Annotated in this window: 21 protein-coding genes; 6 read left to right on the top strand and 15 right to left on the bottom strand. The window is 67.5% G+C overall.

Annotation, left to right across the window (positions count from 1 at the left end; translation table 11 throughout):
• Positions 1-34: 34 nt before the first annotated feature.
• Both NJD74_RS17655 and NJD74_RS17650 read right to left on the bottom strand, forming a co-directional pair.
• Positions 35-829 carry a MetQ/NlpA family ABC transporter substrate-binding protein gene (locus NJD74_RS17655; RefSeq protein WP_070426001.1) on the bottom strand — a complete coding sequence of 265 codons (795 nt, stop codon included), beginning with the start codon at positions 827-829 and terminating at the stop codon, positions 35-37.
• A 113-nt stretch (positions 830-942) separates the two neighbouring features.
• Entirely contained in the window at positions 943-1,908 is a 966-nt protein-coding gene (locus NJD74_RS17650) for a YafY family protein (protein WP_019183619.1), read from the bottom strand.
• Between the two features lie 91 nt (positions 1,909-1,999).
• On the opposite strand from NJD74_RS17650, the gene NJD74_RS17645 reads away from it, so the two are divergent.
• Complete coding sequence (locus NJD74_RS17645; RefSeq protein ID WP_070471884.1) at positions 2,000-2,611, top strand: hypothetical protein; 612 nt, start codon at positions 2,000-2,002, stop codon at positions 2,609-2,611.
• A 121-nt stretch (positions 2,612-2,732) separates the two neighbouring features.
• Positions 2,733-3,509 (top strand): DUF481 domain-containing protein, encoded by a 777-nt coding sequence (locus NJD74_RS17640; RefSeq protein WP_019183617.1) that lies wholly within the window; start codon positions 2,733-2,735, stop codon positions 3,507-3,509.
• A gap of 102 nt (positions 3,510-3,611) precedes the next feature.
• Here the strand turns inward: NJD74_RS17640 and hemC are convergent, their stop codons facing one another.
• The 6 genes from hemC to NJD74_RS17610 form a co-directional block, all read right to left on the bottom strand.
• A complete protein-coding gene (gene hemC / locus NJD74_RS17635) occupies positions 3,612-4,523 on the bottom strand; it encodes a hydroxymethylbilane synthase (RefSeq protein WP_102789364.1) in 912 nt (303 codons plus the stop codon).
• A gap of 74 nt (positions 4,524-4,597) precedes the next feature.
• The gene (locus NJD74_RS17630) at positions 4,598-5,326 is read right to left on the bottom strand and encodes a LytTR family DNA-binding domain-containing protein (protein WP_019183615.1); all 729 of its coding nucleotides are present in this window, start codon (positions 5,324-5,326) and stop codon (positions 4,598-4,600) included.
• Between the two features lie 10 nt (positions 5,327-5,336).
• Positions 5,337-6,383 carry a histidine kinase gene (locus NJD74_RS17625; protein WP_046273129.1) on the bottom strand — a complete coding sequence of 349 codons (1,047 nt, stop codon included), beginning with the start codon at positions 6,381-6,383 and terminating at the stop codon, positions 5,337-5,339.
• A gap of 4 nt (positions 6,384-6,387) precedes the next feature.
• On the bottom strand, positions 6,388-7,053 hold the full coding sequence (locus NJD74_RS17620; RefSeq protein WP_172838074.1) for a carboxylesterase: 666 nt from the start codon (positions 7,051-7,053) through the stop codon (positions 6,388-6,390).
• Positions 7,054-7,128: 75 nt separating this feature from the next.
• Positions 7,129-9,036: a glucans biosynthesis glucosyltransferase MdoH gene (gene mdoH, locus NJD74_RS17615; protein ID WP_070471882.1), complete on the bottom strand. Its 1,908-nt coding sequence runs from the start codon at positions 9,034-9,036 to the stop codon at positions 7,129-7,131.
• Between the two features lie 495 nt (positions 9,037-9,531).
• Positions 9,532-9,711, bottom strand: coding sequence for a hypothetical protein (locus NJD74_RS17610; RefSeq protein WP_019183611.1), 180 nt, complete (start codon positions 9,709-9,711; stop codon positions 9,532-9,534).
• Positions 9,712-9,905: 194 nt separating this feature from the next.
• On the opposite strand from NJD74_RS17610, the gene NJD74_RS17605 reads away from it, so the two are divergent.
• Positions 9,906-10,295 carry a DUF2628 domain-containing protein gene (locus NJD74_RS17605; protein WP_019183610.1) on the top strand — a complete coding sequence of 130 codons (390 nt, stop codon included), beginning with the start codon at positions 9,906-9,908 and terminating at the stop codon, positions 10,293-10,295.
• A 30-nt stretch (positions 10,296-10,325) separates the two neighbouring features.
• Here the strand turns inward: NJD74_RS17605 and arsC are convergent, their stop codons facing one another.
• Together arsC and arsH are read right to left on the bottom strand one after the other, a co-directional pair.
• Positions 10,326-10,760, bottom strand: a complete 435-nt coding sequence (gene arsC, locus NJD74_RS17600) for an arsenate reductase (glutaredoxin) (RefSeq protein ID WP_070471880.1) — start codon at positions 10,758-10,760, stop codon at positions 10,326-10,328.
• Complete coding sequence (gene arsH / locus NJD74_RS17595; RefSeq protein ID WP_070471879.1) at positions 10,757-11,509, bottom strand: arsenical resistance protein ArsH; 753 nt, start codon at positions 11,507-11,509, stop codon at positions 10,757-10,759. Before arsH ends, arsC begins: the two co-directional genes overlap by 4 nt.
• 39 nt (positions 11,510-11,548) lie before the next feature.
• On the opposite strand from arsH, the gene NJD74_RS17590 reads away from it, so the two are divergent.
• Both NJD74_RS17590 and arsB read left to right on the top strand, forming a co-directional pair.
• Complete coding sequence (locus NJD74_RS17590) at positions 11,549-11,875, top strand: metalloregulator ArsR/SmtB family transcription factor (protein WP_070471878.1); 327 nt, start codon at positions 11,549-11,551, stop codon at positions 11,873-11,875.
• A 25-nt stretch (positions 11,876-11,900) separates the two neighbouring features.
• Positions 11,901-12,953 (top strand): ACR3 family arsenite efflux transporter, encoded by a 1,053-nt coding sequence (arsB, locus tag NJD74_RS17585; RefSeq protein WP_070471987.1) that lies wholly within the window; start codon positions 11,901-11,903, stop codon positions 12,951-12,953.
• A gap of 80 nt (positions 12,954-13,033) precedes the next feature.
• Here arsB and arcD read toward each other — a convergent pair whose 3' ends face one another.
• From arcD to NJD74_RS17565, 4 genes are all read right to left on the bottom strand, one after another.
• Positions 13,034-14,458: an arginine-ornithine antiporter gene (gene arcD, locus NJD74_RS17580; RefSeq protein WP_102789358.1), complete on the bottom strand. Its 1,425-nt coding sequence runs from the start codon at positions 14,456-14,458 to the stop codon at positions 13,034-13,036.
• Positions 14,459-14,566: 108 nt separating this feature from the next.
• Positions 14,567-17,167: a methyl-accepting chemotaxis protein gene (locus tag NJD74_RS17575; protein WP_319624696.1), complete on the bottom strand. Its 2,601-nt coding sequence runs from the start codon at positions 17,165-17,167 to the stop codon at positions 14,567-14,569.
• 245 nt (positions 17,168-17,412) lie between these two features.
• The gene (locus NJD74_RS17570) at positions 17,413-18,879 is read right to left on the bottom strand and encodes a SulP family inorganic anion transporter (RefSeq protein ID WP_319624695.1); all 1,467 of its coding nucleotides are present in this window, start codon (positions 18,877-18,879) and stop codon (positions 17,413-17,415) included.
• A 176-nt stretch (positions 18,880-19,055) separates the two neighbouring features.
• A complete protein-coding gene (locus tag NJD74_RS17565; RefSeq protein WP_070471874.1) occupies positions 19,056-19,940 on the bottom strand; it encodes an AraC family transcriptional regulator in 885 nt (294 codons plus the stop codon).
• Positions 19,941-20,061: 121 nt separating this feature from the next.
• Between NJD74_RS17565 and NJD74_RS17560 the strand changes: the two genes are divergently transcribed.
• A complete protein-coding gene (locus NJD74_RS17560; RefSeq protein ID WP_319624694.1) occupies positions 20,062-22,263 on the top strand; it encodes a TonB-dependent receptor plug domain-containing protein in 2,202 nt (733 codons plus the stop codon).
• 32 nt (positions 22,264-22,295) lie between these two features.
• Here the strand turns inward: NJD74_RS17560 and NJD74_RS17555 are convergent, their stop codons facing one another.
• The gene (locus NJD74_RS17555; RefSeq protein WP_319624693.1) at positions 22,296-23,345 is read right to left on the bottom strand and encodes a DUF5694 domain-containing protein; all 1,050 of its coding nucleotides are present in this window, start codon (positions 23,343-23,345) and stop codon (positions 22,296-22,298) included.
• Positions 23,346-23,429: the final 84 nt, after the last annotated feature.

Here is a 23,429-nt window from a genome sequence, read left to right as displayed (position 1 = left end):
GCCACGCATGGCGTGGCGCTACCGCGGGTGCCGGTCAGAACGCGGGGAGGACGGCGCCCTTGTACTTCTCGGCGATGAAGGCCTTCACTTCCGGGCCGGTCAGGGCCTTGGCCAGCTGCTGTACGCGGGCATCGTCCTTGTTGTCCGGGCGGGCAACGAGGAAGTTCACGTACGGAGAATCCTTGCTCTCGATCGCCAGCGCATCCTGGGTCGGGTTGAGCCCGGCATCCAGCGCGTAGTTGGTGTTGATCAGGGCCAGATCGACCTGGTCCAGCACGCGCGGCAGCATCGCCGAGTCCAGCTCGCGGAACTTGAGCTGCTTCGGGTTGGCGGTGATGTCGCGCTGGGTCGCCAACGCGTTGGTCGGGTCCTTGAGCGTGATCACGCCGGCCTTGTGCAGCAGGATCAGCGCGCGGCTGTTGTTGCTCGGGTCGTTGGGGATCACCACATCGGCGCCGTTGGGCAGCGCATCGAGCGATTTGAAGCGGCGCGAGTACGCACCGAAGGGCTCGATATGCACGCCGATCACCTTGACCAGGTCGGTCTTGCGGTCGCGGTTGTAGGCGTCCAGGTAGGGCTCGGTCTGGAAGTAGTTCACGTCGACCTGCTTCTGCACCAGCTGGTCATTGGGCTGCACGTAATCGTTGAACACGCGCACCTCCAGGGTCAGCCCCTCCTTCTCCAGGATCGGCTTGACCACGGCCAGGATCTCGGCGTGCGGCACCGCAGTGGCCGCGACCACCAGCTTCTGGGAATCATGGGCCGGCTTGCCACAGGCGGACAGGGCCAGCGAGGCGGCAAGCAACGGGAGCAGCAGGTACTTTTTCATGGGGGCAGCGGAATCCGTAGGGGCAGCAACGCCCCACGATACCGCACGCCCCGGCCCTTGCGGAATCCGGGGCATATGACCCCACGGCATGAGCCGATGCCGGCCGGGCCGGCTTACTCGTAGCTGGTCAGCGCCAGGGCCAGCAGGGCCTTGGCCTGTTCGCGCAGCATCACCGGCTCGACGATCTCCGCGTCCGAGCCGTAGTGCAGCACGTCCATCAGCAGCTCACGCGAGACGCTGTAGGGCAGTTTCAGCTCGTAGCGGCCATCGGGCAGGAAACGGCCCTGCTGCTTGGAATGCCAATGCTCATCGGCCACCCAGCGCGCGGCTTTGGCACTGAAGACGATCGTGGCCCAGCCCTTGGGCGGCCCGGAGAAGATGCCGTAGCTGGCGCCGAGCTGCTCGTCCAGCTCGCTCTCATCCACATCGCGCGCGGTGGTATCGATCACGCGCGCCTTGTAGATGCGGTCCACGGCGAAGCTGCGCAGGCCTTCGCGGCCGTGGTCCCACGCATCGAGGTACCAGTTGTCGCGGTAGTGGGTCATGCGCTGCGGCGACACGGTGCGCTGGGTCGCCTCGTCGGTGGAGCGGGCCCGGTACTCGAAGGCCAGCTGCTTGCGCTCGAGCACCGCCGAGGCCACCGCGCGGAAGCTGGCCTCATCGAATTTGCGCCCGCGGTGCGGAATCACCCGGACCCGGTCGACCGGCCAGCTGGAGACACCGGCCTGCGCCGCCAGCAGCCCTTCGATGCGCTGCTGCAGCGGGGCCAGCACCGAGGAGAGCACGCCGCCCCCTGTCCGCGAAAGCAGGTGCTGGGAGGCCAGCAGCGCGTGCAGCTCTTCCGAGCTCAGCCACAAGCCCGGCAGCTCGAAGCGGTCGCTTTCGTCGGCCTGGTAGCGGAAGCCCGCCTCGCCATCGCCTTCCACCGGCGCCATCAGCGCATCGCGCAGGAAGGCCAGGTCGCGGTAGACAGTCGCGCGGGAACACTCCAGTTTTTCCTGCAGGGCCGCCACCGTTACCGGGTAACGGGCGGACTTGAGCAGGCGATGCAGGGCGTTGATGCGTTCATATCGGTCCATGACCCGATTATGTCCGAGTCGCCGTCGTTGTGGCGGCTTCGGCTGCATCTTCGGCTATCGTGGGGCCCCCCATCGCCTGCTGCCGCCCGTCATGCGCCTGTTGCCCGCCCTTGCCCTGTCCGCCGCCGCCCTGCTGCCCAGCGGCTGCGGGCGCACTGAAACGCCCGTGGCTGCGGTGCCTGCCGCGACCGCACCGGCCGCCGACCCGGTCGGCACGGTGCTGGCCGCCAGCCAGCGCTTCGGCCAGCTGCGCAGCTTCCATGCGGTGATGAAAATGCAGGGCCCGCGCGCGGTGGAAGCGCAGATGGACTACGTGGCCCCGGACCGCTACCGCCTCGTCACCGAGGATGGCCCGCAGACCATCATCGGCGGCACCTTCTTCCTGCAGCGTGCCGGCGAAGTGCGCCAGATCCCGGTGCCCGAAGGGATGCTGGCCCAGTGGCGCAATCCGTTGCCCGCTGATCTGGAGCCGGCGCAGCTGCAGGTGCGCGACCTCGGCGAAGAACGCGCCGGCGGCCAGCGCGCACACAAATACGAGGTGCGCCACGCCACTGCAGCGCCCGATGGCCTGCTGTACTGGGTCAATGTGCAGGGCCTGCCGGTGCAGATCGAGCGCAAGGGCCAGACCAACGGGCAGCCGTTCCGGATCACCGTGACCTACTCGCGCTTCGACGACGCCTCGCTGCGGATCGATATTCCCTGAACAGGGGCGAGGCCGAACGGGTCCTAAAGCCCCGGCCCATCGCCGAATGTGACGTGGAACGCATCAAGTATCATCCCCCCCTTGTTGTCCCTCCCCCTTGTCCGATCACGGAGAACCGTTGATGTCCCTGCGCGTTTCGTTGCTTGTTCCCCTGCTGCTCTGCGCCCCGGCGGTTTATGCACAGGACGTTGCCGAACTGGCGGCGATGACCTCCCCCTGGAGCGGCAGTGGCGGCGAACTGGGCTTTGCCTCGGCCCGCGGCAACAGCAATACCGAGAGCTTCAACGGTCGTCTGCGCCTGCGCTACACCGATGATGACTGGGTGCACAGCATGGACCTGTTCGGCCTGCGCTCGCGCTCGGAGTACACCGATACCAACGACGACGGCACCACCATCCGCCGCCGCAACACCACCGCCAACCGCTACACCGGCAGCGCCGGCAGTGCGCTGCAGCTGGGCGAACACCGCCAGATCACCGCCACGGTGCGTTACGAGCGCGACGATTTCGCCACCTACGACCGCCAGAGCTCGTTCGGTCTCGGTTACGGCACCCGGATCATCGACGCCGAGCGGTTCTACATGGACGCGCAGATCGGTCCGGGTGTGCGCCGCACCCACAACACCGAAGACGACTCGACCCGTACCGGCCTGATCGGCCGCGGCCTGTTCGATCTCAAGTACACGCTGACCCCGAACACCGACCTGGTGAACACGCTGCTGGTCGAATCGGGCTCGTACAACACCTTCGCGCAGAACGATTTCGGCGTATCGGTGAGCATGAACGAGCATCTGGCACTGAAGGCCGGCTGGCAGGCGCGTCACAACAGCGACGTCGCCGATGACAAGCGCAAGACCGACACGCTGACCACGATGAACGTGGTCTACAAGTTCAAGTAATCGCTGCGGGCGCCGGTGCGCCCGCCATCGTGACGTAGTGCCGGCTGCTGGCCGGCTACCCGGGAACCTCGCGCGATCTGGAATGCCGGCCAGCGGCCGGCACTACACCGTGAGCAGCTCCCCGGCGCCGGCATCGAGCAGGCCGCGCGCGACGCGCTGGCCCAGCGTCTCCGGATCACTGGCCGGGCCCCGCGCTTCCGCGCGCACGATGCGGCCATCGGCGACCCCGCCGACCAGGCCCTGCAGGAACAGATCCTCGCCCTCCCATTGCGCAAAGCCGGCCACCGGCACATGGCAGCTGCCGTGCAGCGCGCGGTTCATGGCGCGCTCGGCTTCCACGCAGGCACGCGTGTCGGCATCGTCCAGCGCAGCGAACAGGCCCATCACCGCCGCGTCCTCGCCGTTGCACTCCACCGTGACCGCGCCCTGCGCCGGGGCCGGCAACCAGTCCGGGGCGGCCAGGCGCGCCACGATGCGGTGGCCCAGGCCCAGGCGTTCCAGCCCGGCGACCGCCAGCACGATCGCGTCGTAACCGCCGTTGTCGAGCTTGGCCAGGCGCGTGTTGACGTTGCCGCGCAGGTCCTGCAACTCCAGATCCGGGCGCAGCGCGCGCAGCTGGGCCTGGCGGCGCAGCGACGAGGTGCCCACCCGGGCGCCGATCGGCAATGCCTCCAGCGAGGCGTACAGATTTGAAATGAACCCGTCGGCCGCGTCATGACGGGTCAGCATGGCTGGCAGCGCGAAGGGCGCGTCCAGTTCCATCGGCACGTCCTTGAGCGAGTGCACGGCGCAATCCGCTTCGCCACGCAGCATCGCCAGTTCCAGTTCCTTGAGGAACAGGCCCTTGCCGCCGATCGCCGCCAGCGAGCGGTCCAGCACCTCATCGCCGCGGGTGCTCATCGGGATCAGCACCACCTCCAGCCCCGGGTGCACCTGGCGCAGGCGGTCGGCGACGTATTCGCTCTGCCACAGGGCAAGCGGGCTCTTTCGGGTGGCGATGCGCAGGGTCTTCATGGCGCCATTATCGACGCACGGAGGCATATCGACCAACGGTGAGCGCCTGCCAGGCCCGATGGGATCCCCGTGGCCTACAGGTGTTTGAGGTCCTGCTTGAGGCTGGCCACGCAGCGGCGGCTGACTTCCAGCGGCCCGTGGCCATGGCGCAGCACCGCCTGGACCTGGCCTGCGCCATTTCGTCGCAGCTCCACCAGTTCGTGCCGGGCGACCAGGCAATTGCGATGGATGCGCACGAATCGGGTGCCGAATTCTTCTTCCAGCGACTTCAGCGATTCTTCCAGCAGGTCTTCGCCGCGCGCGTGGTGCACGACGACGTATTTCTCTTCGGCCTGCAGGTAATGGATGTCCTCGACCGGGATCAGCCGCAGGCTGCCGCGCAGGCGCGCGCACAGCAGCGTGCGCGCCTGCTGGCTGGCGGCGGTCGCCGGGCCGCTGCGGCCGGCCAGGAAGGTCCGCGCCCGTTCAAGGGCGGCAGCCAGGCGCTCGGGGCGCACCGGCTTCATCAGGTAATCGATGGCCGCCGCTTCGAACGCGGACAGCGCATGCGCGTCGTACGCGGTGCAGAACACCACGGCCGGGCGGGGTTCGAAGGTCGCCAGATGGCGTGCGGCCTCCAGCCCGTCCAGGCCGGGCATGGCGATATCGAGCAGGACCAGGTCCGGTTGCAGTTCGGCGCAGGCATGCAGCGCCTGTTCGCCGTTCTCGGCCTCGGCCACCACCTCGATGCCGGCCTGGTCGGCAAGCAGGGAGCGCAGGCGCTCGCGGGCCAGCGGTTCGTCGTCGGCGATCACCACCTTCAATACAGTTTCCTCACTGGACCGGGACCGTGATTTCGCAAGCATAGTAGCCGTCGGCCCACGCCCCCGTCATCCGCGCGGCCGGGCCGAAGCGCCAAGCCAGGCGGTGGGCGATGTTGCGTTGTGCGTGGCCTGCGCCCTGCAGCAGCGGCAGCCCGCGGGTGGCCGGATCCGGCGCCGGGTTGCGCACCCGGATGCGCAGCTGGGTGCCGTCGCTGGACAGCGCCAGCACGATCGTGCCGCCGGCAGGCACCCGTGAGATGCCGTGCAGCACCGCGTTCTCGACCAGCGGTTGCAGCACCAGCCGCGGCATCGGCAACGACCATGGCAACGGCTCGTCGCGCAGCCAGATCACCTTCAGGCGTTCGCCCAGGCGCAGCGATTCGATCGACAGATACTGCTCGGCCAGTTCGCACTCGGCCTGCAGGGTGGAGTCGCCATCGCCGGCACCCAGCGCGGCACGGAACAGGTCCGACAAATCCAGGACCGCGCGCTCGGCCACGTCCGGATCGCGGCGCAGCAGGCTGGCGATCAGGTTCATGCTGTTGAAGAGGAAATGCGGCCGGATCCGCGCCTGCAGCGCATCGGCCTGGGCCCGTGCATTGGCCAGCATCTGCGCGCTGCCACGATCACTGACGTAGAAGTAGCGCAGCGCCAGTGCGCTGATCAATGCGGTCATCGCCGCGCTGCCCAGCGTGAACCGCCAGAAGCCGACGGTCTGGGCGAAGCTGCCGCCGCCGATCACCCCGTACAACGCATGCACGATCGCCGCGCACGCGCCGGCGATCAGGCCGGTCATCACCACCACCAGCACCATGCCCGGCACCTCGGGCAGGCGCGAGAGCATGGCACGCACGCTGCACAGGCTGACCGTCACTGCCAGCGCCAGCCACAACGCGAAGCCGCTGGCGGACAGGAAGTCCGGCAGCGTCCAGTGGCGGCTGCCATCGGGTGCCAGCGCCACCACCACGACCACCAGCTCGGCCAACCCGAGCATCGCCGCCAGTCGCGGCAGGCGGCACAGCTCGGGCAACCAGGACTGCTGGCGCGGGTCGTTCATGGCGTCAGGCGGCCAAGCGCGCCTCGAGCCAGTTGCCCAGTGCGTCGAGCTCGTCGGCACAGACCTGGTGGGCCATCGTATAGGTGTGCCACTCCACCGGCAGGCCGAGCGCGCCCAGCGTCTGTGCGGTGTGCTCGGCGATCGCCACCGGAATCACCGGATCCTGCGTGCCATGGGCCATGAAGACCGGCACGCTGATCGCACCGGCCACGCGCGCGGCCGCAGCCTTGGCCGGGTCGGGCAGATAGGTCGACAGCGCGATCAGCCCGGCCAGCGGACGGGTGCGGCGCAGCAGCGCGCTGAGGATCACCGCCCCGCCCTGGGAGAAGCCGGCCAGCAGGATGCGCTCGGCCGGAATGCCGCGGGCGATCTCGCGCTCGATCAGCAGTTCCAGTTCCACGATCGAGGCATCCACGCCGGCGCTGTCGGCGCGCGAGCGAAAATCCATGCTGACGATGTCGTACCACGCGCGCATCGGCACGCCGTTGTTGATCGTGATCGGCTGCACCGGCGCATGCGGGAACACGAAGCGGATCGCCGGCCAGTGCGGGCGCACCAGCTCGGGCACGATCGGGGCGAAGTCATGGCCATCGGCACCCAGGCCATGCAGCCACAGCACCGACCACTGCGGGTCGGCGCCGGTTTCGTTTTCCACGGTATCCAGCATCAGGCGGCTCCAGTACGTTCAAGCCGCATTATGACCGCGCCCCGCTGCAATGGGGCGCTGATCGCGGCAACGCAGGGCTCAGCCGGCCGGGTGCGCCTCGACAGCCGCACGGCGCAGCTCGGCCGCGCGCACCAGCACCTTGGGCGGTGCCGATTCTTCCGGGATTTCCATCAGGCCCAGCCGGTGCATCCACACGCCGGCGGTGCGCGAGGAGGTGAAGCCCACCACCGGAATCGCCAGCACCATGCCGATCACCACCGGCGCCATCCACGCCGCCAGCGAGGGCGAGACCGCATAGGCCAGTGCCCCCATGAACAGACCGAACACGCTCAGCCCGCCATAGCCACGTGCCAGTGCCAGCCAGGACACTCCGCCATCGTCGCGCTGCTGCGCATCCCAGCCCGAGTCCTTGCCGGCCAGCACTTCGGCCACGCCGCGCGACTGCACGTACATCACCACCGGCGCCATCAGCGCGGCAAGGATGGTCTCCAGCAGCATCGAGATGAAGGCGCGGATCGTGCCACCGCAGCCGCGGCGTTCCACCGGCTCCAGCAGCATGGCCAGATAGCCCAGTACCTTGGGCGAGAGCAGCACCACCATGGTGATCGCGAACATGCGGATCACCTGCGTCTCGTCCTGGTGGCGCCAGTAAACGCCCGGCGAGAGATGCAGTACTTCATTGAGGTCGATGCCGCCCTGGAACAGCGGGATCGCGATGCCGATCAACATCAGCATGGCCCACATCGGCGCGGTGAAGTAGTGACCGATGCCGACCAGCATGTGCATGCGGCTGACCCAGTGCAGGCCCTTGGAGCCAACCACCTTGGCGTGCTGCAGGTTGCCCTGGCACCAGCGGCGGTCACGGACCAGCAGGTCGGTAAGGGTCGGCGGGCCTTCCTCATAGCTGCCTTTGAGGTACGGCACCATGTGGGTGGCCCAGCCGCCGCGGCGCATCAGCGCGGCTTCGACGAAATCGTGGCTGAGCACATGCCCGCCAAACGGCTCCTTGCCCGGCAGCGACGGCAGGCCGGCCTGCTCGGCGAAGGCCTGGGTGCGGATGATCGCGTTGTGGCCCCAGTAGTTGCTCTCCGCGCCATGCCACCACGCCACGCCGCGGCCGATCACCGGGCCGTAGACGCGCCCGCCGAACTGCTGCATGCGGGCAAACAGGGTGCGCCCGCCGACCACCGCCGGCAGGGTCTGGATCAGCCCGACATCCGGGTTGTGCTCCATCCCTGCGACCAGGCGCACGATGGTGTCGCCGGTCATCAGGCTGTCGGCGTCCAGGATCAGCATCTGCGGGTAAGCGCCGCCGAAGCGGCGGACCCAATCGGCGATGTTGCCGGCCTTGCGCCCGCTGTTGTCGCCGCGGCGACGGTAGAAAATGCGGTCATGGCCGCCCACGGCATCGCACAGGGCGCGGTAGGCCGCTTCTTCGGCCTGCCCGATGTCATCGCGCCGGGTGTCGCTGAGCACGTAGAAATCGAAGTTCGCCAGCTGCCCGGTCTCGGCCACTGACTCGTAGATCGCCTGCAGGCCGGCCAGCAGCCGGCGCGGATCTTCGTTGTAGGTGGGCATCAGCAGCGCGGTGCGCGTGTGCACGGTCGGCAGCGGTGCGTCCGGGTCGATGCCCAGCTTGTAGCCCCGATCGAACACGGCGGTCAGGAAGCCCGCCACGGCGCCGGCAAACGACAGTGCGATCCACGCGAACAGGCCCACGAACAGCACCAGCAGGCAGGCCTCGAGCACGCTGATGCCGTTGACGGCCAGCACCTTCCACATCATCCGGCTCGCTGCAGCGGTCATCGCCGCGGTGCCGCCCAGGATGTAGAAACGGCGCAGCCCGATCATCCGCGGCGAGGTGCGCTGGCGTGGCACCTGCAGCCGGCCTTCGCGCAGCGACTGCTCGGGCATCGGCAACGGCGACTCGGCCGGCAACGTCGCCCGGCCGGCATCCAGCGGGGCGTTGAGGGTCTGGGTACTCATGCGCGGTGTCCCTGTGCAGGGCGTGCCAGGCCGGGGGTGCCAAGTGCGGAAGGGGGCGTCCTGAGCCCGGCGTGCGCGCTGGCACGCATGCGTCCTGTCGGTGCGGGCCGGAGACCGGCACGCAGCGTATGTCTGTGACTACCGGAACCCACGAACTCTCCAAACCGACTTGAGACGAAAAATGCGGCTCAGTCTATGGCGCGAAATGTAAGGTGCGCGCGAAGGGCTGACCGGGCATTTCTCCGCATTCAGCTTTTGGATCGAGACAAGTGGAGCGCCCCGCACAGGCACCGCCGCGCAGGCCCTGTGCCATGGGCCTCTGCCCATTCATCTTGCAGGCGGCCGGTCCAGGCCCCGCATGGCGATGGACACCGTTCCAACGGCCCGGGTGCGGGGCCGGATGGGCCGATGTTGCGCGGTTTTCCATCCCGTGGGCGGGGGAACGGGCGTGCGTTTGGACGACCGGGCGCACCGGCGTGCAGTGGCGCGTTGGGCTCAGGCGACGGTGGCGGCGATGGCCAGGTCGGTGTCGACCGGCGGGCGCGACAGCGCACGCGCGCTCACCTGCGAGAACTGCAGCTGGGCAAGCAGGTGTTGCGCCTGGGTGGCGACCGGGCACGGCGTGATCTGCGGTCCTGCCACAGGGCGCTCGGGGGACATCACATCAATGGACATGGTCTGGCATCTCGTTGACTTCTCATGACCCGCGGGGCTTCCGGCCGCGCGGATTGCGCACCCTATCGGAAAACCGGGACGAATGTGTGACGGTGCCCGCGGTCCCTTCCATGCGTCGCCGGAAGCGTCGAAAAATTGGTGCCAATCAAGAGCTTGTCGGTATCATGTAATCGTTTTCAACAAACGATTCGGATATGGATTCCAACACTGCTTCCCCCTACAGCCCCAAGTGGCAGTTCCGCTTCAACTTCTTCGAACAGCACGGCGCCCCCAATACGCCGACCTTCAAGGCGGCGTACAAGACGCTGCCGTTCGGCCAGAAGATCAAGGTCAACTTCAACTTCTACGCCCTGTTCTTCAGCTGGATCTACCTGCTGATCGTGGGCATGTGGCGCAAGGCGCTGACCATCCTGGGCATCACTCTGGTGCTGATGGTCGTCGTGGCGTTCCTGCCGGACGTGGTCGGCCGTGCGATCGGGGTGGCCTGGTCGGTGTTGATCGCGCTGACCACCAACTATTCGTACTACCTGGAAAAAGTGAAGGGCGACACCAGCTGGAACCCCTTCGCCGGCATGCGCTGGTAAGCAGCGCGCAGGCGTGGATGAAGAGCCCGGTCATTGACCGGGCTTTTTTGTGGGGCGCCGGCCCTGGGCGTCGATCACCACCTCGCCGTCTTCCTTGCGGAACGGAGCATGCACCGGTGGCAGAATCTCCAGCACGGTCTCCGAGGGCCGCGCCAGGCGCACCCCGCGATCTGTCTGCACGAACGGCCGGTTGATCAGGATCGGATGCGCGAACATCGCATCGAGCAACTGCGCGTCGTCGAGCGCCGGATCGGCCAGGCCCAGTGCGGCGTAGGGCGTGCCCTTCTCCCGCAGCGCATCGCGCACCTGCAGCCCCGCCGCCGCGATCAGTGCGATCAAACGCGCGCGATCCGGCGGGGTCCGCAGGTACTCCACCACCTCCGGTTCGACGCCGGCATGGCGCATCAGCGCGAGCACATTGCGCGAGGTCGCGCAGGCGGGGTTGTGATAGATGACCGCCTTCATGCGCGGTCTCCCACGGCGAGCGGCGGCGGTGGCGGGACCGGCTCCACCACGCCGGCAGTACGGGCCAACTGCGCCGCGTACACGTCGTCCTTGCGTTCACTGTATCGGTCGGTCAGGTAGTCGCTGTGGTCACGCACCAGCAGGGTGAACTTCACCAGCTCCTCGACCACGTCCACCACGCGGTCGTAGTACGCCGAGGGCTTCATCCGGCCGTCCGTATCGAACTCCTGCCAAGCCTTGGGAACCGAAGACTGGTTGGGGATGGTCACCATCCGCATCCAGCGCCCGAGCACCCGCAATGCGTTGACCACATTGAAGGACTGCGAGCCGCCACACACCTGCATTACCGCCAGGGTGCGGCCCTGCGTGGGGCGTACGCTGCCTTCGGACAACGGCAGCCAGTCGATCTGATTCTTGAACACCGCACTGAGGGTGCCGTGACGTTCCGGGCTGATCCAGACCTGGCCTTCGGACCAGTGCGACCAGGCACGAAGCTGTTGGACCTTGGGGTGGTCGGCATCCACCGCGTCGACCATCGGCAGCTCGTGCGGATCGAACACGCGGACCTCGGCGCCGAAGTGCTGCAGAAGACGTTCCACCTCCCTGGCGAGCCGCCGGCTGTACGACTGCGGGCGCAGTGAGCCAAACAGAACCAGAATGCGCGGCGGATGGTCACTGGCACGCGTCGACAACCGCGCGGGATCGGGGATGTCGACCGCCGCAGCGGTCAGGTATGGCAAGCGGGACATCGGGTTGCTCCGGATGATTTGTTCGATTATTCTAGAAACATGGAACATAAAACCGCAACCCACGCCCTGGCCGCGCTCGGCCATGCCACCCGCCTCAGTGTCTTCCGTCTGTTGGTCCAGGCCGGCCGCGGCGGCCGGTTGGCCGGCGAGATCGCCACCGAACTGGGCCTGCCCGGTGCCACCCTGTCGTTCCATCTCAAGGAGCTGAGCGCAGCCGGACTGGTCAACGCCGAGCCACGCGGACGCAGCATCTGCTACCGCGCCGATTTCGAGGCGATGAATGGCCTGATCGGTTACCTGACCGAAAACTGCTGCGCCGGCGAGGCGGACTGTGGCCCAGGCGGCCAATGCGCGCCGCCGCGCTGACACCTAGATGACCGCGCCTGTTGCGATGACGACGCCCGCCTCTTCCCGCTTGTCATTCCTGGACCGCTGGCTGACGCTGTGGATCTTCGCGGCGATGGCGCTTGGCGTGACGCTGGGGACGCTGTTCGACGGCCTGCCCGCCGCGCTGGAGGCCATGACCCTGGGCGGCACCAACCTGCCCATCGCCGCGGGGCTGATCCTGATGATGTACCCGCCGCTGGCCAAGGTGAAGTACGAGGCCCTGCCCGCCGTCTTCGCCGACAAGCGCGTGCTGGCGCTGTCGCTGCTGCAGAACTGGGTGGTGGGGCCGGTGCTGATGTTCGCGCTGGCCGCGCTGTTCCTGCACGACCGGCCGGAATACATGACCGGGCTGATCCTGATCGGGCTGGCCCGCTGCATCGCCATGGTGCTGGTCTGGAACCAGCTGGCGCGCGGCGACAATCAGTACGTGGCCGGCCTGGTCGCGTTCAACTCGCTGTTCCAGATCACCTTCTTCAGCGTCTATGCGTGGCTGTTCCTGACCGTGCTGCCGCCGTTGTTCGGGCTACAGCGCAGCGTGATCGATGTCAGCACATGGACCATCGCCGGCGCGGTGCTGGTGTACCTGGGCATTCCCTTCGCAGCGGGCTACCTTGGCCGACGGGTACTGCTGCGGCTGCGCGGGGCCGCGTGGTACGAAACCCGTTTCCTGCCCGCGATCAGCCCGATCACGCTGGTCGCGCTGTTGTTCACCATCGTGGCGATGTTCAGCCTCAAGGGGGGTGACGTCCTGCGCATTCCGCTGGATGCGGTGCGTATCGCCATCCCGCTGACGATCTACTTCTTCGTGCAGTTCCTGATGAGCTTCGTCATGGGCCGCTGGATCGCACGCGACTACCCGCGCACCACGGCGATCGCCTTCACCGCGACCGGCAACAACTTCGAGCTGGCCATCGCGGTGGCGATCGCCGCCTTCGGGCTGGGCTCACCGGTCGCGTTCGCCGCCGTGATCGGGCCATTGGTGGAAGTGCCGGTCCTGATCGTGCTGGTCCACCTCGCGCTGCGGCTGGGACGTCGCGGTTTCCCAGACACCACCTGAAACAGCAGCAACAGCAGATCGATCTGCTGACCGAACGGGGGGCGCGCGGCAACCGGGAAGGCTGAGCCGATCCGGCGCGCTCAGGCCAGGTGAAGATGACCCTGGTAGAGACCCCACGCCGCCCAGCAGGCAACAACGATCACGCCCGCCACGATCACCTGCTCGGCCCGGGTGAATATCCGCTGCCCATGCTGGTGCTTGGCGGCGGCGAACATGGCGATGCCAGGCGCATACAGCAGTACCGACAGCAGCACTTGGGACAGCCCGCCGGCATAGACCAGCCACAGCGCGTACAGCGTTGCCAGCCCGGCCACCAGCAGATCGCGGGCCCGCAGCCCGCGCTGCCCGGCATAGGTTTCCCCGCGCAGTGCGAGCAGGGCGCCGTAACCGGCCGAGAACAGATACGGCACCAGGCTCATCGACGCGCCCAGCAGCACCAGGCTGGTATAGGTGCCGGCACTGAACAGCGTGATGATCAGAAACAGCTGGATCAGCCCGTTGGTGAGCCACAGCGCATTGGCCGGCACCTGGCGCGCGTTCTCACGCCCGAGGAAGGCGGGCATCGTGCCATCCCCCGCCGCTGCGTACAGCACTTCGGCGCACAGCAGTACCCACGCCAGCAACGCCCCCAGCACCGAGACGATCATGCCGATGATGATCAAGGTGGCGCCCCAGGGCCCGACGATGGCTTCCAGCACGAAGGCCATCGAGGGGTTGCGTGCATGGGCCAGGGCGTCCTGGCGCAGCACCCCCATCGAGAGCAGATTGACCAGCATCAGCAGCGCAAGCACGCACAGGAACCCGATGATGGTCGCGCGCCCGACATCCGAGCGCCTGGCCGCACGCCGCGAGTAGATGCTGGCGCCCTCGATGCCGATGAACACCCACACCGTGATCAGCATCATGCCGCGCAGCTGTTCGCCCACGCTGCCAAGTTCTGCCGTGCCCCAGAAGTCGCCGGTGAAGATATCGGCCTTGAAACCGACCGCGGCGATGATCAGGAACACCACGATCGGCACGATCTTGGCCACGGTGACGACGGCATTGACCAGCGCGGCCTGGCGGATGCCGCGCAGGATCATTGCGTGCATCGACCACAGCAGCACGGACGCACACGCCACCGCCTGCCAGGTATTGCCCTCACCGAAGGCCGGCACGAAATAGCCCAGGCCACTGAAGATCAGCACGAAATAGCTGACGTTGCCCAGCAGCGAACAGACCCAGTAGCCCCAGGCTGCCGAGAAGCCGATGTAATCGCCGAACCCGGCCCGCGCGTACGCATAGATGCCGGTATCCAGCTCGGGCTTGCGGTTGGCCAGGTTCTGGAACACGAAGGCCAGCATCAACATGCCCAGCCCGCTGATCATCCAGCCGATCAATGCCACGCCCGGGCCGGCGCTGCGCGCGATGTTCTGCGGCAGCGAGAAGATGCCGGCACCGATCATCGACCCGACCACCAGGGCAGTCAGCGCGGTCAGGCCAAGCCGGTCGGAACGGGAGGTCATGTGCTCACCATGCCTGCAAAGGATAGCGCCGATTACCAATGCAGCGCGGTGAGCATCCGGTGAATCACGCGACCCGGCGCGCCATGGGATGTGGCACGCCGGGCAGGATCAGAAGGTCTGCCAGTCGTCCCCGTCTCCGGCCACGGCCGCTGCCGGCATCCGCGCGGTGCTGCGCGCGGGCGCGGCCCGGCGTGCCGATGTGCTGGCCGCGCCAGCACTGGACTGCAGGCGGAAGATCGCCACCGCAGTACCCAGCTGCTGGGCCTGCTCCTCCATCGCACGCGCCGCCGCCGTGGCTTCCTCCACCAGCGCGGCGTTCTGCTGTGTGGTCTCGTCCATCTGGGTGATGGTCTGGTTGACCTGCTCGATGCCGGCAGACTGCTCTTTCGAGGCGGCCGAGATCTCGGCCATGATGTCGTTGACCCGACGCACGCCGGTGACGATCTCCTCCATCGTGCGGCCAGCGGTCTGCACCAGTGCCGAGCCCGCACTGACCTGGGTCACCGAGTCGTCGATCAACGTCTTGATCTCCTTGGCGGCGCCCGCCGAGCGCTGGGCCAGCGCGCGCACTTCCGTGGCCACCACCGCGAAACCACGGCCCTGCTCGCCGGCCCGGGCTGCTTCGACGGCGGCGTTCAAGGCCAGGATGTTGGTCTGGAAGGCAATGCCGTCGATCACCGAGATGATCTCGGCGATACGCTTGGACGAGGCCTCGATGCCGGCCATGGTGGTCACCACCTGGCCGACCACCACACCGCCCTGCGAGGCCACCTCGGCAGCACCGGCGGCGAGCTGGTTGGCCTGCACCGCATGGTCCGCGTTCTGCCGGACCGTGGAGGTGAGCTCCTCCATAGAGGCGGCGGTCTCTTCCAGGCTGGCGGCCTGCTGCTCGGTGCGGCGCGACAGATCGCTGTTGCCCGCGGCGATCTCACCGGCGGCCAGGTTGATGCTGCCGGTGGCCTGCTGGATGCGGCCGACGATATCGGTCAGCTGCGCGACCGTGGTATCGGCGTCGTCACGCATCCGGGCGAACACGCCATGGAACTCACCGCGCATGCGTGCCGTGAGATCACCCGCTGCGATGGCGCGCAGCAGCGCGGAAATCTGCTGCAGATTGTCATCACTGACCTGCATCATCGTGTTGAGGTTTTCGACCATGGCGCGGAAGTCGTGGTCGAAGCGCACCACGTCACCACGCTGGCTGAAATCGCCCACCGCCGCCGCGCCGGCCAGGTCCCCGATCTGGGTATTGATGGCGCGCAGGTTGGCCTTGGTGGTATCCATCGCCGCGGTAAACGCGGCCTGCTCGCCGGGCAGGCGGTCCATGTCCTGGCTCAGGTCACCGACCGCGTAGCGCTGCATCACCTCGACCAGACGGCGCGTGACCGCGATGTTGGCGCCAACCAGCTGATTGGTGTCTTCCACCATCTTGCCGTACTCGCCGGGGAAGGCCTGCGCGTCCATGCGGTAGCTCAACTCACCGGCGTCGTGGCGCTGGGCCATCTCGCCCTGCGCCGCCATCACGGCGCGCAGCTGGCTGCGCATGCGCTGCATCGATTCGAGCAGGCGCCCGACTTCGTCGTTGCGCGCGGGCGGCAGCGGCGTGTCCAGACGGCCTTCGGCCACCTCGGCGGACAGGCGTACCGCATCGGCCAACGGACGGATCGCCTGGCGGCGCAGCAGCACGTACACGCTGCCGCTGAGCACCAGCGCCGCGCCCAGGCCAACGGCGAGAATGATCCACAGCAGCGCACGTGCCTGCGCGGTGATCAGCGCGTGCGGCACGATCACACCGAGCGCGAAATGCTCCTGGCTGCCACCGATGCGCAGCGGCACATAGGCCTTTACGTTGCCGGCCGCATCCGGTTCGAAGGCATCGAAGGTCTTGTCCGCCTTCACCGCGGCCAACACCTGCGTGGTCACCGCATCCTCGCGACGCTTGCCGATCTCGTTCGGGTCCTCCGCAGCCAGCACGATGCCGCCGGGCGAGATCAGTTCAACGTGGCCTTCGCCCATCGGGCGCAACGCGGCCAGGTGCTTCTGCAGTGCGGCCAGCGCGAAATCCACCGTCACCACGCCGAGGAAGGTGCCGTCATCGATCACCGGGGTGGACAGCGTGGTCATCAGCACCTTCTGGCCGCCGATTTCGTAGGTATAAGGCTCGGCCACCGTCTGCCGCTTCAACTCCTTTGGCTTGAGATACCAGTCGCCGTCGCCGGGCACGTCGTAGCCCTTCAGCGCATCCTGCATCGGCGCACCGTCGTGCCAGGCCCAGTAGCTCATGAACCGGCCGGTGTCATCGTGTGCCTCGGCACCGACGAACTCGGTGTCCTTGCCATCGAAGGCTTCCGGCTCCCACAGCGTGCCGAACCCGACCCACTCCGGGTGTACCTGCACCTGCTGGTGGATCACGGCGGCGACCGTCGCCCGTGACAGCGTACCCGCGGCGCGCTGCACCAGCAGGTTCTGCGCCAGCGCCTGGCTGGTGGCGAAGGCGCTGGAGAGATCACCACTCACCCGCAGCGCTTCGGCCTGGGCCTCGCTCTGCATGGTGTGGCGTGAGGCATCGACCAGCGACGCGCTGGCTTCGCGATAGCTGATCGCGGCGGTGACACCGAAGCAGAGCATGGCGATCAACGCAGTACCCAGCATCAGTCGGTTGGCGATGCTGCCAGGGCGCTTGGACGCGGTGGGGCGGGACACGGGCATGGGGGGCGGTTCCGGAAAAAGGGCATACCGGCGGACGCACGCGTGCGCCGCCACGGAAACACGCAGTCCATTGCGGGCCGGCACGCGCGCGGTGTCATCACGGCGCGGCCAGCAGGGATCGATGCCACCGCCCTGCTCTGTGGAGATACCACCTGCCGGCACCCTGACGGCGCCGGCCCAGAGAAGGGACTCAGCTGGATAACGGCGTGATCGGCCCGATGTTTAGCGCCGCTTCCTGACCGTGTTCAGTGAACGCCCGCGCCGCGCTCGCCACGCCCCAGCCGCTCCACCAGCGTCTGGCTGGCGGCATTGAGTCCGATCACCTCCACGCTAGCGCCACGCGCGCGCAGCTTGCCGGCCACCCGCTCCAGTGCACCGACCGCACTGAGGTCCCAGACGTGCGCGTTGCTCAGATCGATGACCACGCTCTCGGGCACATGCAGCAGGTCGAAGGCCGCCGCGAACTGCCCGGCCGAGGCGAAGAACACCTGCCCGCTGACCGTGTAGACACGGCTGCCGTCGGCGGCTTCGGCATCGGCGATGTCCAGCATCCGGCCGACCTTGCGGGCGAAGAACAGCGCCGACAGCAGCACCCCGGTGAGCACGCCCTTGGCCAGGTCATGCGTGGCGACCGTCACGATCACCGTGCCCAGCATCACCAGCGAGGAGCTCTTGGGATGCAGCCGGAACTCGGCGAACGAGCGCCAATGGAACGTCCCGATGCTGACCATGATCATCACCGCGACCAGCGCGGCCATCGGAATCTGCCGGACCCACTCCGCGCCGTAGACCACCAGCAGCAGCAACAGCACGCCGGCCACCAGGCAGGACAACCGCCCGCGGCCCCCGGATGAGACGTTGATCACCGACTGCCCGATCATCGCGCAGCCGCCCATGCCGCCGAACAGCCCGGCGGTGATGTTGGCCAGGCCCTGTCCAGCGCACTCACGGTTGCGCTGGCTGGGGGTGTCGGTCATGTCTTCCACGATCTGCGCGGTCATCATCGACTCCAGCAGCCCCACCACCGCCAGCGTGGCCGAGACCGGCAGCAGGATGCGCAGGGTCTCCCAGGTGAGCGGCACATCGGGGAGCAGGAAGGTCGGCAGGCTGTCCGGCAGCGCGCCCATGTCGCCGACGGTGCGGATGTCCAGGCCCAGCCAGATCGACAGCCCGGTGAGCACCACGATCGCCACCAGCGGCGAAGGCACCGCCCGGGTCAGCAGCGGCAGCAGGTAGATGATCGCCAGACCGGCCGCGCACACGGCGTACACCGTCCATGGCATCCCGATCAGCTCGGGCAACTGCGCAAGGAAGATCAGGATGGCCAACGCGTTGACGAAGCCGGTGATCACCGAGCGCGAGACGAAGCGCATCAGGGCACCCAGCTTGAGCGCGCCGGCGACGATCTGCAGCAGCCCGGCCAGGATCGTCGCGGCCAGCAGATACTGCAGGCCGTGGTCGCGGACCAGATCGACCATCACCAGCGCCATCGCGCCGGTGGCCGCGGAGATCATGCCCGGCCGGCCGCCGGCGATGGCGGTGACCACCGCGATGCAGAACGAAGCGTACAGACCGACCTTGGGGTCGACCCCGGCAATGATGGAAAACGCGATCGCTTCGGGAATCAGCGCGAGGGCGACCACGGCGCCGGACAGCAGATCACCGCGGATGTTGCCGAGCCATTGCTGGCGCAGCGGATAGGACACAGACATGGACAGACTCCACGCACCGGCGATGCGCACGGCGCGTTGTGTGATGAAGACAAAGCACTCCCTGAGCCAGCGCAAGGGCCGGCGCGTCGTCAACGCGGTATCAGGGTGGCGTCATCACAAGGGTCCTGCCGGGGCAGTGGAAGCGGCGCGCAGGATAGCGCAGTCCTCCGATGGCCTCAAACATGGCCAGCCAGTTCACCTCGCGCGTTGCCTGCCCAGCGCGACGGTGGCTGCCCGGTCACCCGCCGGAACGCCGCGGCGAACTTGCCGGGGTTGGCATAGCCCATCGCCAGGGCGACCTCGGTGACGCTGCGGCCGGCCAGCAGCATCGGCTTGGCCGCTTCCATCCGGCGCCAGGTGAGGTACGCGTAGGGCGTCATGCCGGTCGCCAGCCGGAAGCCACGACTGAAGCCACTGGCTTCCTGCCCGACTTCCTGCGCCATGCGGGCGACGCCCAGATCGTCGCCGAGATGGGCATCGATCAGTTCCTGCACGCGCTTGACGTGCGCCGGCGACAACGCGCGTCGCGTCGGGGGCGACGCAACCGGAAGTCCCGCCAACCGCTTCAGCACCAGATCGACACCGTGCTCGAAGAACGCGGCTGAGCCTGCATGCGCTTCAGCGCAGTGCCATAGCGCCCCCATCACCGAGGCGATCACCGGGTCCCCATGCAGCGCCGATGCTGCGCGATGCAGCTGCTCCAAGCGCACGTCGTGCCCCTGCAGATGCCGCGCGTCGATGGCCAGGCCCAGCAGCGCCAGCGCTGGGCTGCGGAATTCGCCTGGGCAGTCCGGCAACACAACATTGAACGCGCCTGCGCACCAGGGCTGCGCGATGCGTCCGAGCGCCGTGCGCTGATACAGGGTGCCGCCGCCCGCCGTGAGCAGCCCGATGCGCAGCGCACCACCCTCACCCATCGTGCCCTGCGCCGCCGCAAACGCATGGCGGAGCATCAGCACCGAGCCGTCGGCGCTGCCGACGCAGGCGTCCAGCGGACGGCCGGCTTCGGCCGCCACACGGGCGGCCACCGCTGTCGCTGGCGTGGCAGTGGCGCAGGTCATCAGGTGTCCAGTTCTGGATCCGCCCTGCCGGGAATGGAGCGGCAGCACCTCATTGTTACACAATAACATTTGCGATTCCTCCCCATCACCGTGGTGCGCGCCACCACCCCAGAGGCTCCTCGTGAAACACGCTGTACTTGCCGGCGCCGTGCTCGCCGCGCTTCAGTTGCTGCCCAGTGCGCCCGCCCAGGCCCAGTCCACCCCACCCGCCAAGGCCACCGAGCTGGACGGCATCGTGGTCACCGGCAGCAAACGCGATACCCCGTACCTCAAGAGCGACATGTCGGTCACCGTGCTCGACCGCGAAGCGCTCAAGGAAGCGCACGTCACCGAGTTCCGCGACCTCGACAAGCTGGCGCCGAACGTGAAGTTCAACGTGATGGGCCAGCTCAGCGACATGTTCATCTCCATCCGCGGGATCGAGTCGAACCCGTTCCTGGTCAACCGCGCCTCGGTCTACATCGACGGCATCCCGTTCCGCGAACTGAGCAACGCGGTGTTGAACCATGTCGAGTCGGTGGAGATCCTGCGCGGCCCGCAGGGCACGCTGTACGGGGCGAACAGCGAATCCGGCCTGGTGCTGGTGCGTACGCGCGCACCGTCGGCGACGACCGAAGGTGAGGTGAATGTCGGGCTGACCTCCTTCGGCAACGGCCATGGCAGCAGCGTGGATGGCTTCCTCGGCGGCGGACTGGGCGACAGCGACCGGCTGTTCGGCTCGGTCGCGTTCATGGCCTCGGACGAAGACAGCCACCTCAAGAACCTCACGCCGTTCAATGGGGTCAAAGGCAAGGTCAAGGAGACCTACCTGCAGGGCAAGCTGCGCTGGGAGCCGACCGATACGCTGGCCATCAACGCGATCGCCTACCACTTGGGCACGCGTGCGCCCGGGATGTTCGAGTATGAGTACCTGCCGTTGGATGTGGGGCTGTACAACCGCACCTATGGCGATCTCTACAACGGCGGCCGCCGTGCGGGTGACTTCACCTACATCAACGATGCGCCCAAGCGCACCACCAGGAATGAAACCGTCGCCGGCACCAGCGCGCAGTGGCAGCTCTCCGGCGGCACCCTGGATGCCGCGCTCTCCTACCGGCAGGAGGAAGACACCTCCGCCGGCTACGACTTCGACATGACCGCCACACCCGCGCTGGCCGGCCGCATCTACGACAAGCAACACAGCTGGAACGGCGAGCTGCGTTTCAGCTCGCCCAGCGACCAGGCGCTGACCTACATCGCCGGCGTCTCCACCTACCGGCATCACAAGGATTCCATCCTTGGTACCCTGGTCGGCCCCCCGCTTCGCGGCCTGGGCAGCTATGACCTCGCCCCGCTGCAGGGCTCGGATGGCCAGGACTACAGCGTGTTCGGCACGGCCAGCTACACGCCACCCACGCTGCCGAAACTGACCGCCAGCCTCGGCCTGCGCCATGAGCAGGCCAAGCGCTCGACGCGGCAGCGCGAAGGCACGCTCGATCTGGGCCCGGGCGGCCTGGTGTTCTATCGCGATGCCGAGCTCGCACACACCTTCACTGCCACGCTGCCACGCGTGTCACTGCGCTACGACGCCAGCGACACGCTCTCGTTCTACGCCGCATCCGCCAAGGGCTACATTCCGGGCGGCTTCAATCTGGCGGCCGCGCAGAGTGACGTCGTCAACGACAAAGTGCTGCGCTACGAATCGGAAATGATGTGGAGCCACGAGCTCGGCTTCAAGATGAACGTGCTCGGCGGGCGGGGGCATATCGGTGGCGCGGTGTTCCACATCACCTCGGACAACTGGCAGGAAATCCAGCTGGCCACCGATGCCAACGGCCGGCCGATCTCCTCCGACTACGTAGGCTCGGATGCGTCCATCCGCTCGCGCGGCGTGGAGCTGGAAGGCGCGCTGGAGGTCCTGCCCGGCCTGACGCTGACCGCCAACGCGGGCTACGTGGACGCCGAGTACCGCAAGCTGTTCGTCGGCGCCAATGAAAGCCTGGCCGGCAACGACGTCAAACTCACTCCGCAGTACACGGCGTATCTTGCCGCACGCTACCAGCACCGCTCCGGGCTGTTCGCGCGCGTGGAGTCATCGTTCAATGGCCGCATGGCGCTGGACGAACGCAATCGCGCCTACGAGTCGGCTGTGGCCATCCTCGGCGTGCAGCTCGGTTATGAAACCGGACCGTGGAGCACGCGCGTGTACGTCGACAACCTGACCAACAAGCGACGCATCAACGGGTTGATCTTCGACAACCTGGCGTTCGGCCGTGACGGCAACTACTACGGTCCCATCGACCGCCCGCGCATCGTCGGTGCGGAAGTCGGCTATCGGTTCTGAGGCAGGTGGAGGGCGCTGCGGGCGGTGCCCTCCTACTCCTTTAGCACTTCCTGCGTGTCCACGATATCCACCCCCGAGACCTGCCCCAGCCAGCCATCGAACCACGGCTTGTGCGAGGCACCGACGATGGACAGGACGCGGGAGCCGGGGTGGTCACGCACAACCTCGAGAATGTTGGCGACCATGCGCAGATTGCGGATTTCCCAGCCCTGCACCCAGATCTGGGGGTAGTGCTGCGGTGACACGGCGGCCAGTGTCGGGCGCACGTTGGACTCGGCGAGCACCTGCAGCGCCGCGGGATCGTTGACGCTGCGATACAGCGAGAGCAGATCGTTGGACGCGATGAAGGCCGCTTCGCGTTCCGTCATGGCATCGAACGTGGGGCCATACCCACTCCACGCCTGCTGGAGCGCGGCGCTGAACGCCTTGCGGTCGGCGATCTGGTGATTGTCACCGGTATGGTCGTCGACGGCGTACACGCGCTGCAGACCGAGCCGCGCGGCCAGGACCGCAGCGATCTGGTAGCTCTCGTTCTTGCGCGTTTGAATCTGCTTGAGCAGCTCGACGAGGCTGCCGTCCAGGCCGTCGCCCGCGCGTCGCTCGGCCACGGGCAGCTGCAGCCACTGCACGTAGGCAGACGCCCGTTCGCCAGCGGCAAGGAACAGGGCGGCCAGTTGGCGACGCTGCGCGGCGGTGGGGGCAGCCGGCCAGGCCGCCAACGTCCTGTTGACCTGTACGATCGCCGCCGGCACCTCCAATCCCGTGGCCGTCTTCGCGGTGTCCGTGCTGGCGCAGTAGTCATCGCCGTAGACCGCCGCATGGCGCTTGGCCAGATCGCACTGCTCGCCGCTGATGGCTTCGATGGTGATGTAGCCGGGCTTGAAGGCCGCCAGCCTGTCCAGCAGCGGATCCAGCGCCTTGGGATCGAAGGCCTCGTGCTCGCTCAGGTGCACGCTGCCCAGCACGAGGACCTGGGTGCGTGGGCCGACCATGTCCTTGTCCAGGTTTGCCAGGTCGATCTGCGCCTGGGCGCAGAACGGGATCAGGGCCATCACGCAGGCCGACAACACGCGTTGCTTCATGCATCACCCCCGGGGAAGTCCGTGACAGCCTTTCTAGCAGGCAGATGCGGCGCCGGCCACGTGCCGGATGGCATAGGGGTCCAA

It is taken from the genome of Stenotrophomonas sp. RG-453 (assembly GCF_033843685.1).
GTDB lineage: Bacteria > Pseudomonadota > Gammaproteobacteria > Xanthomonadales > Xanthomonadaceae > Stenotrophomonas > Stenotrophomonas bentonitica_A.
Note: the sequence above shows the minus strand (reverse complement) of the source record. Positions and strands in the feature narration are given on the sequence as shown.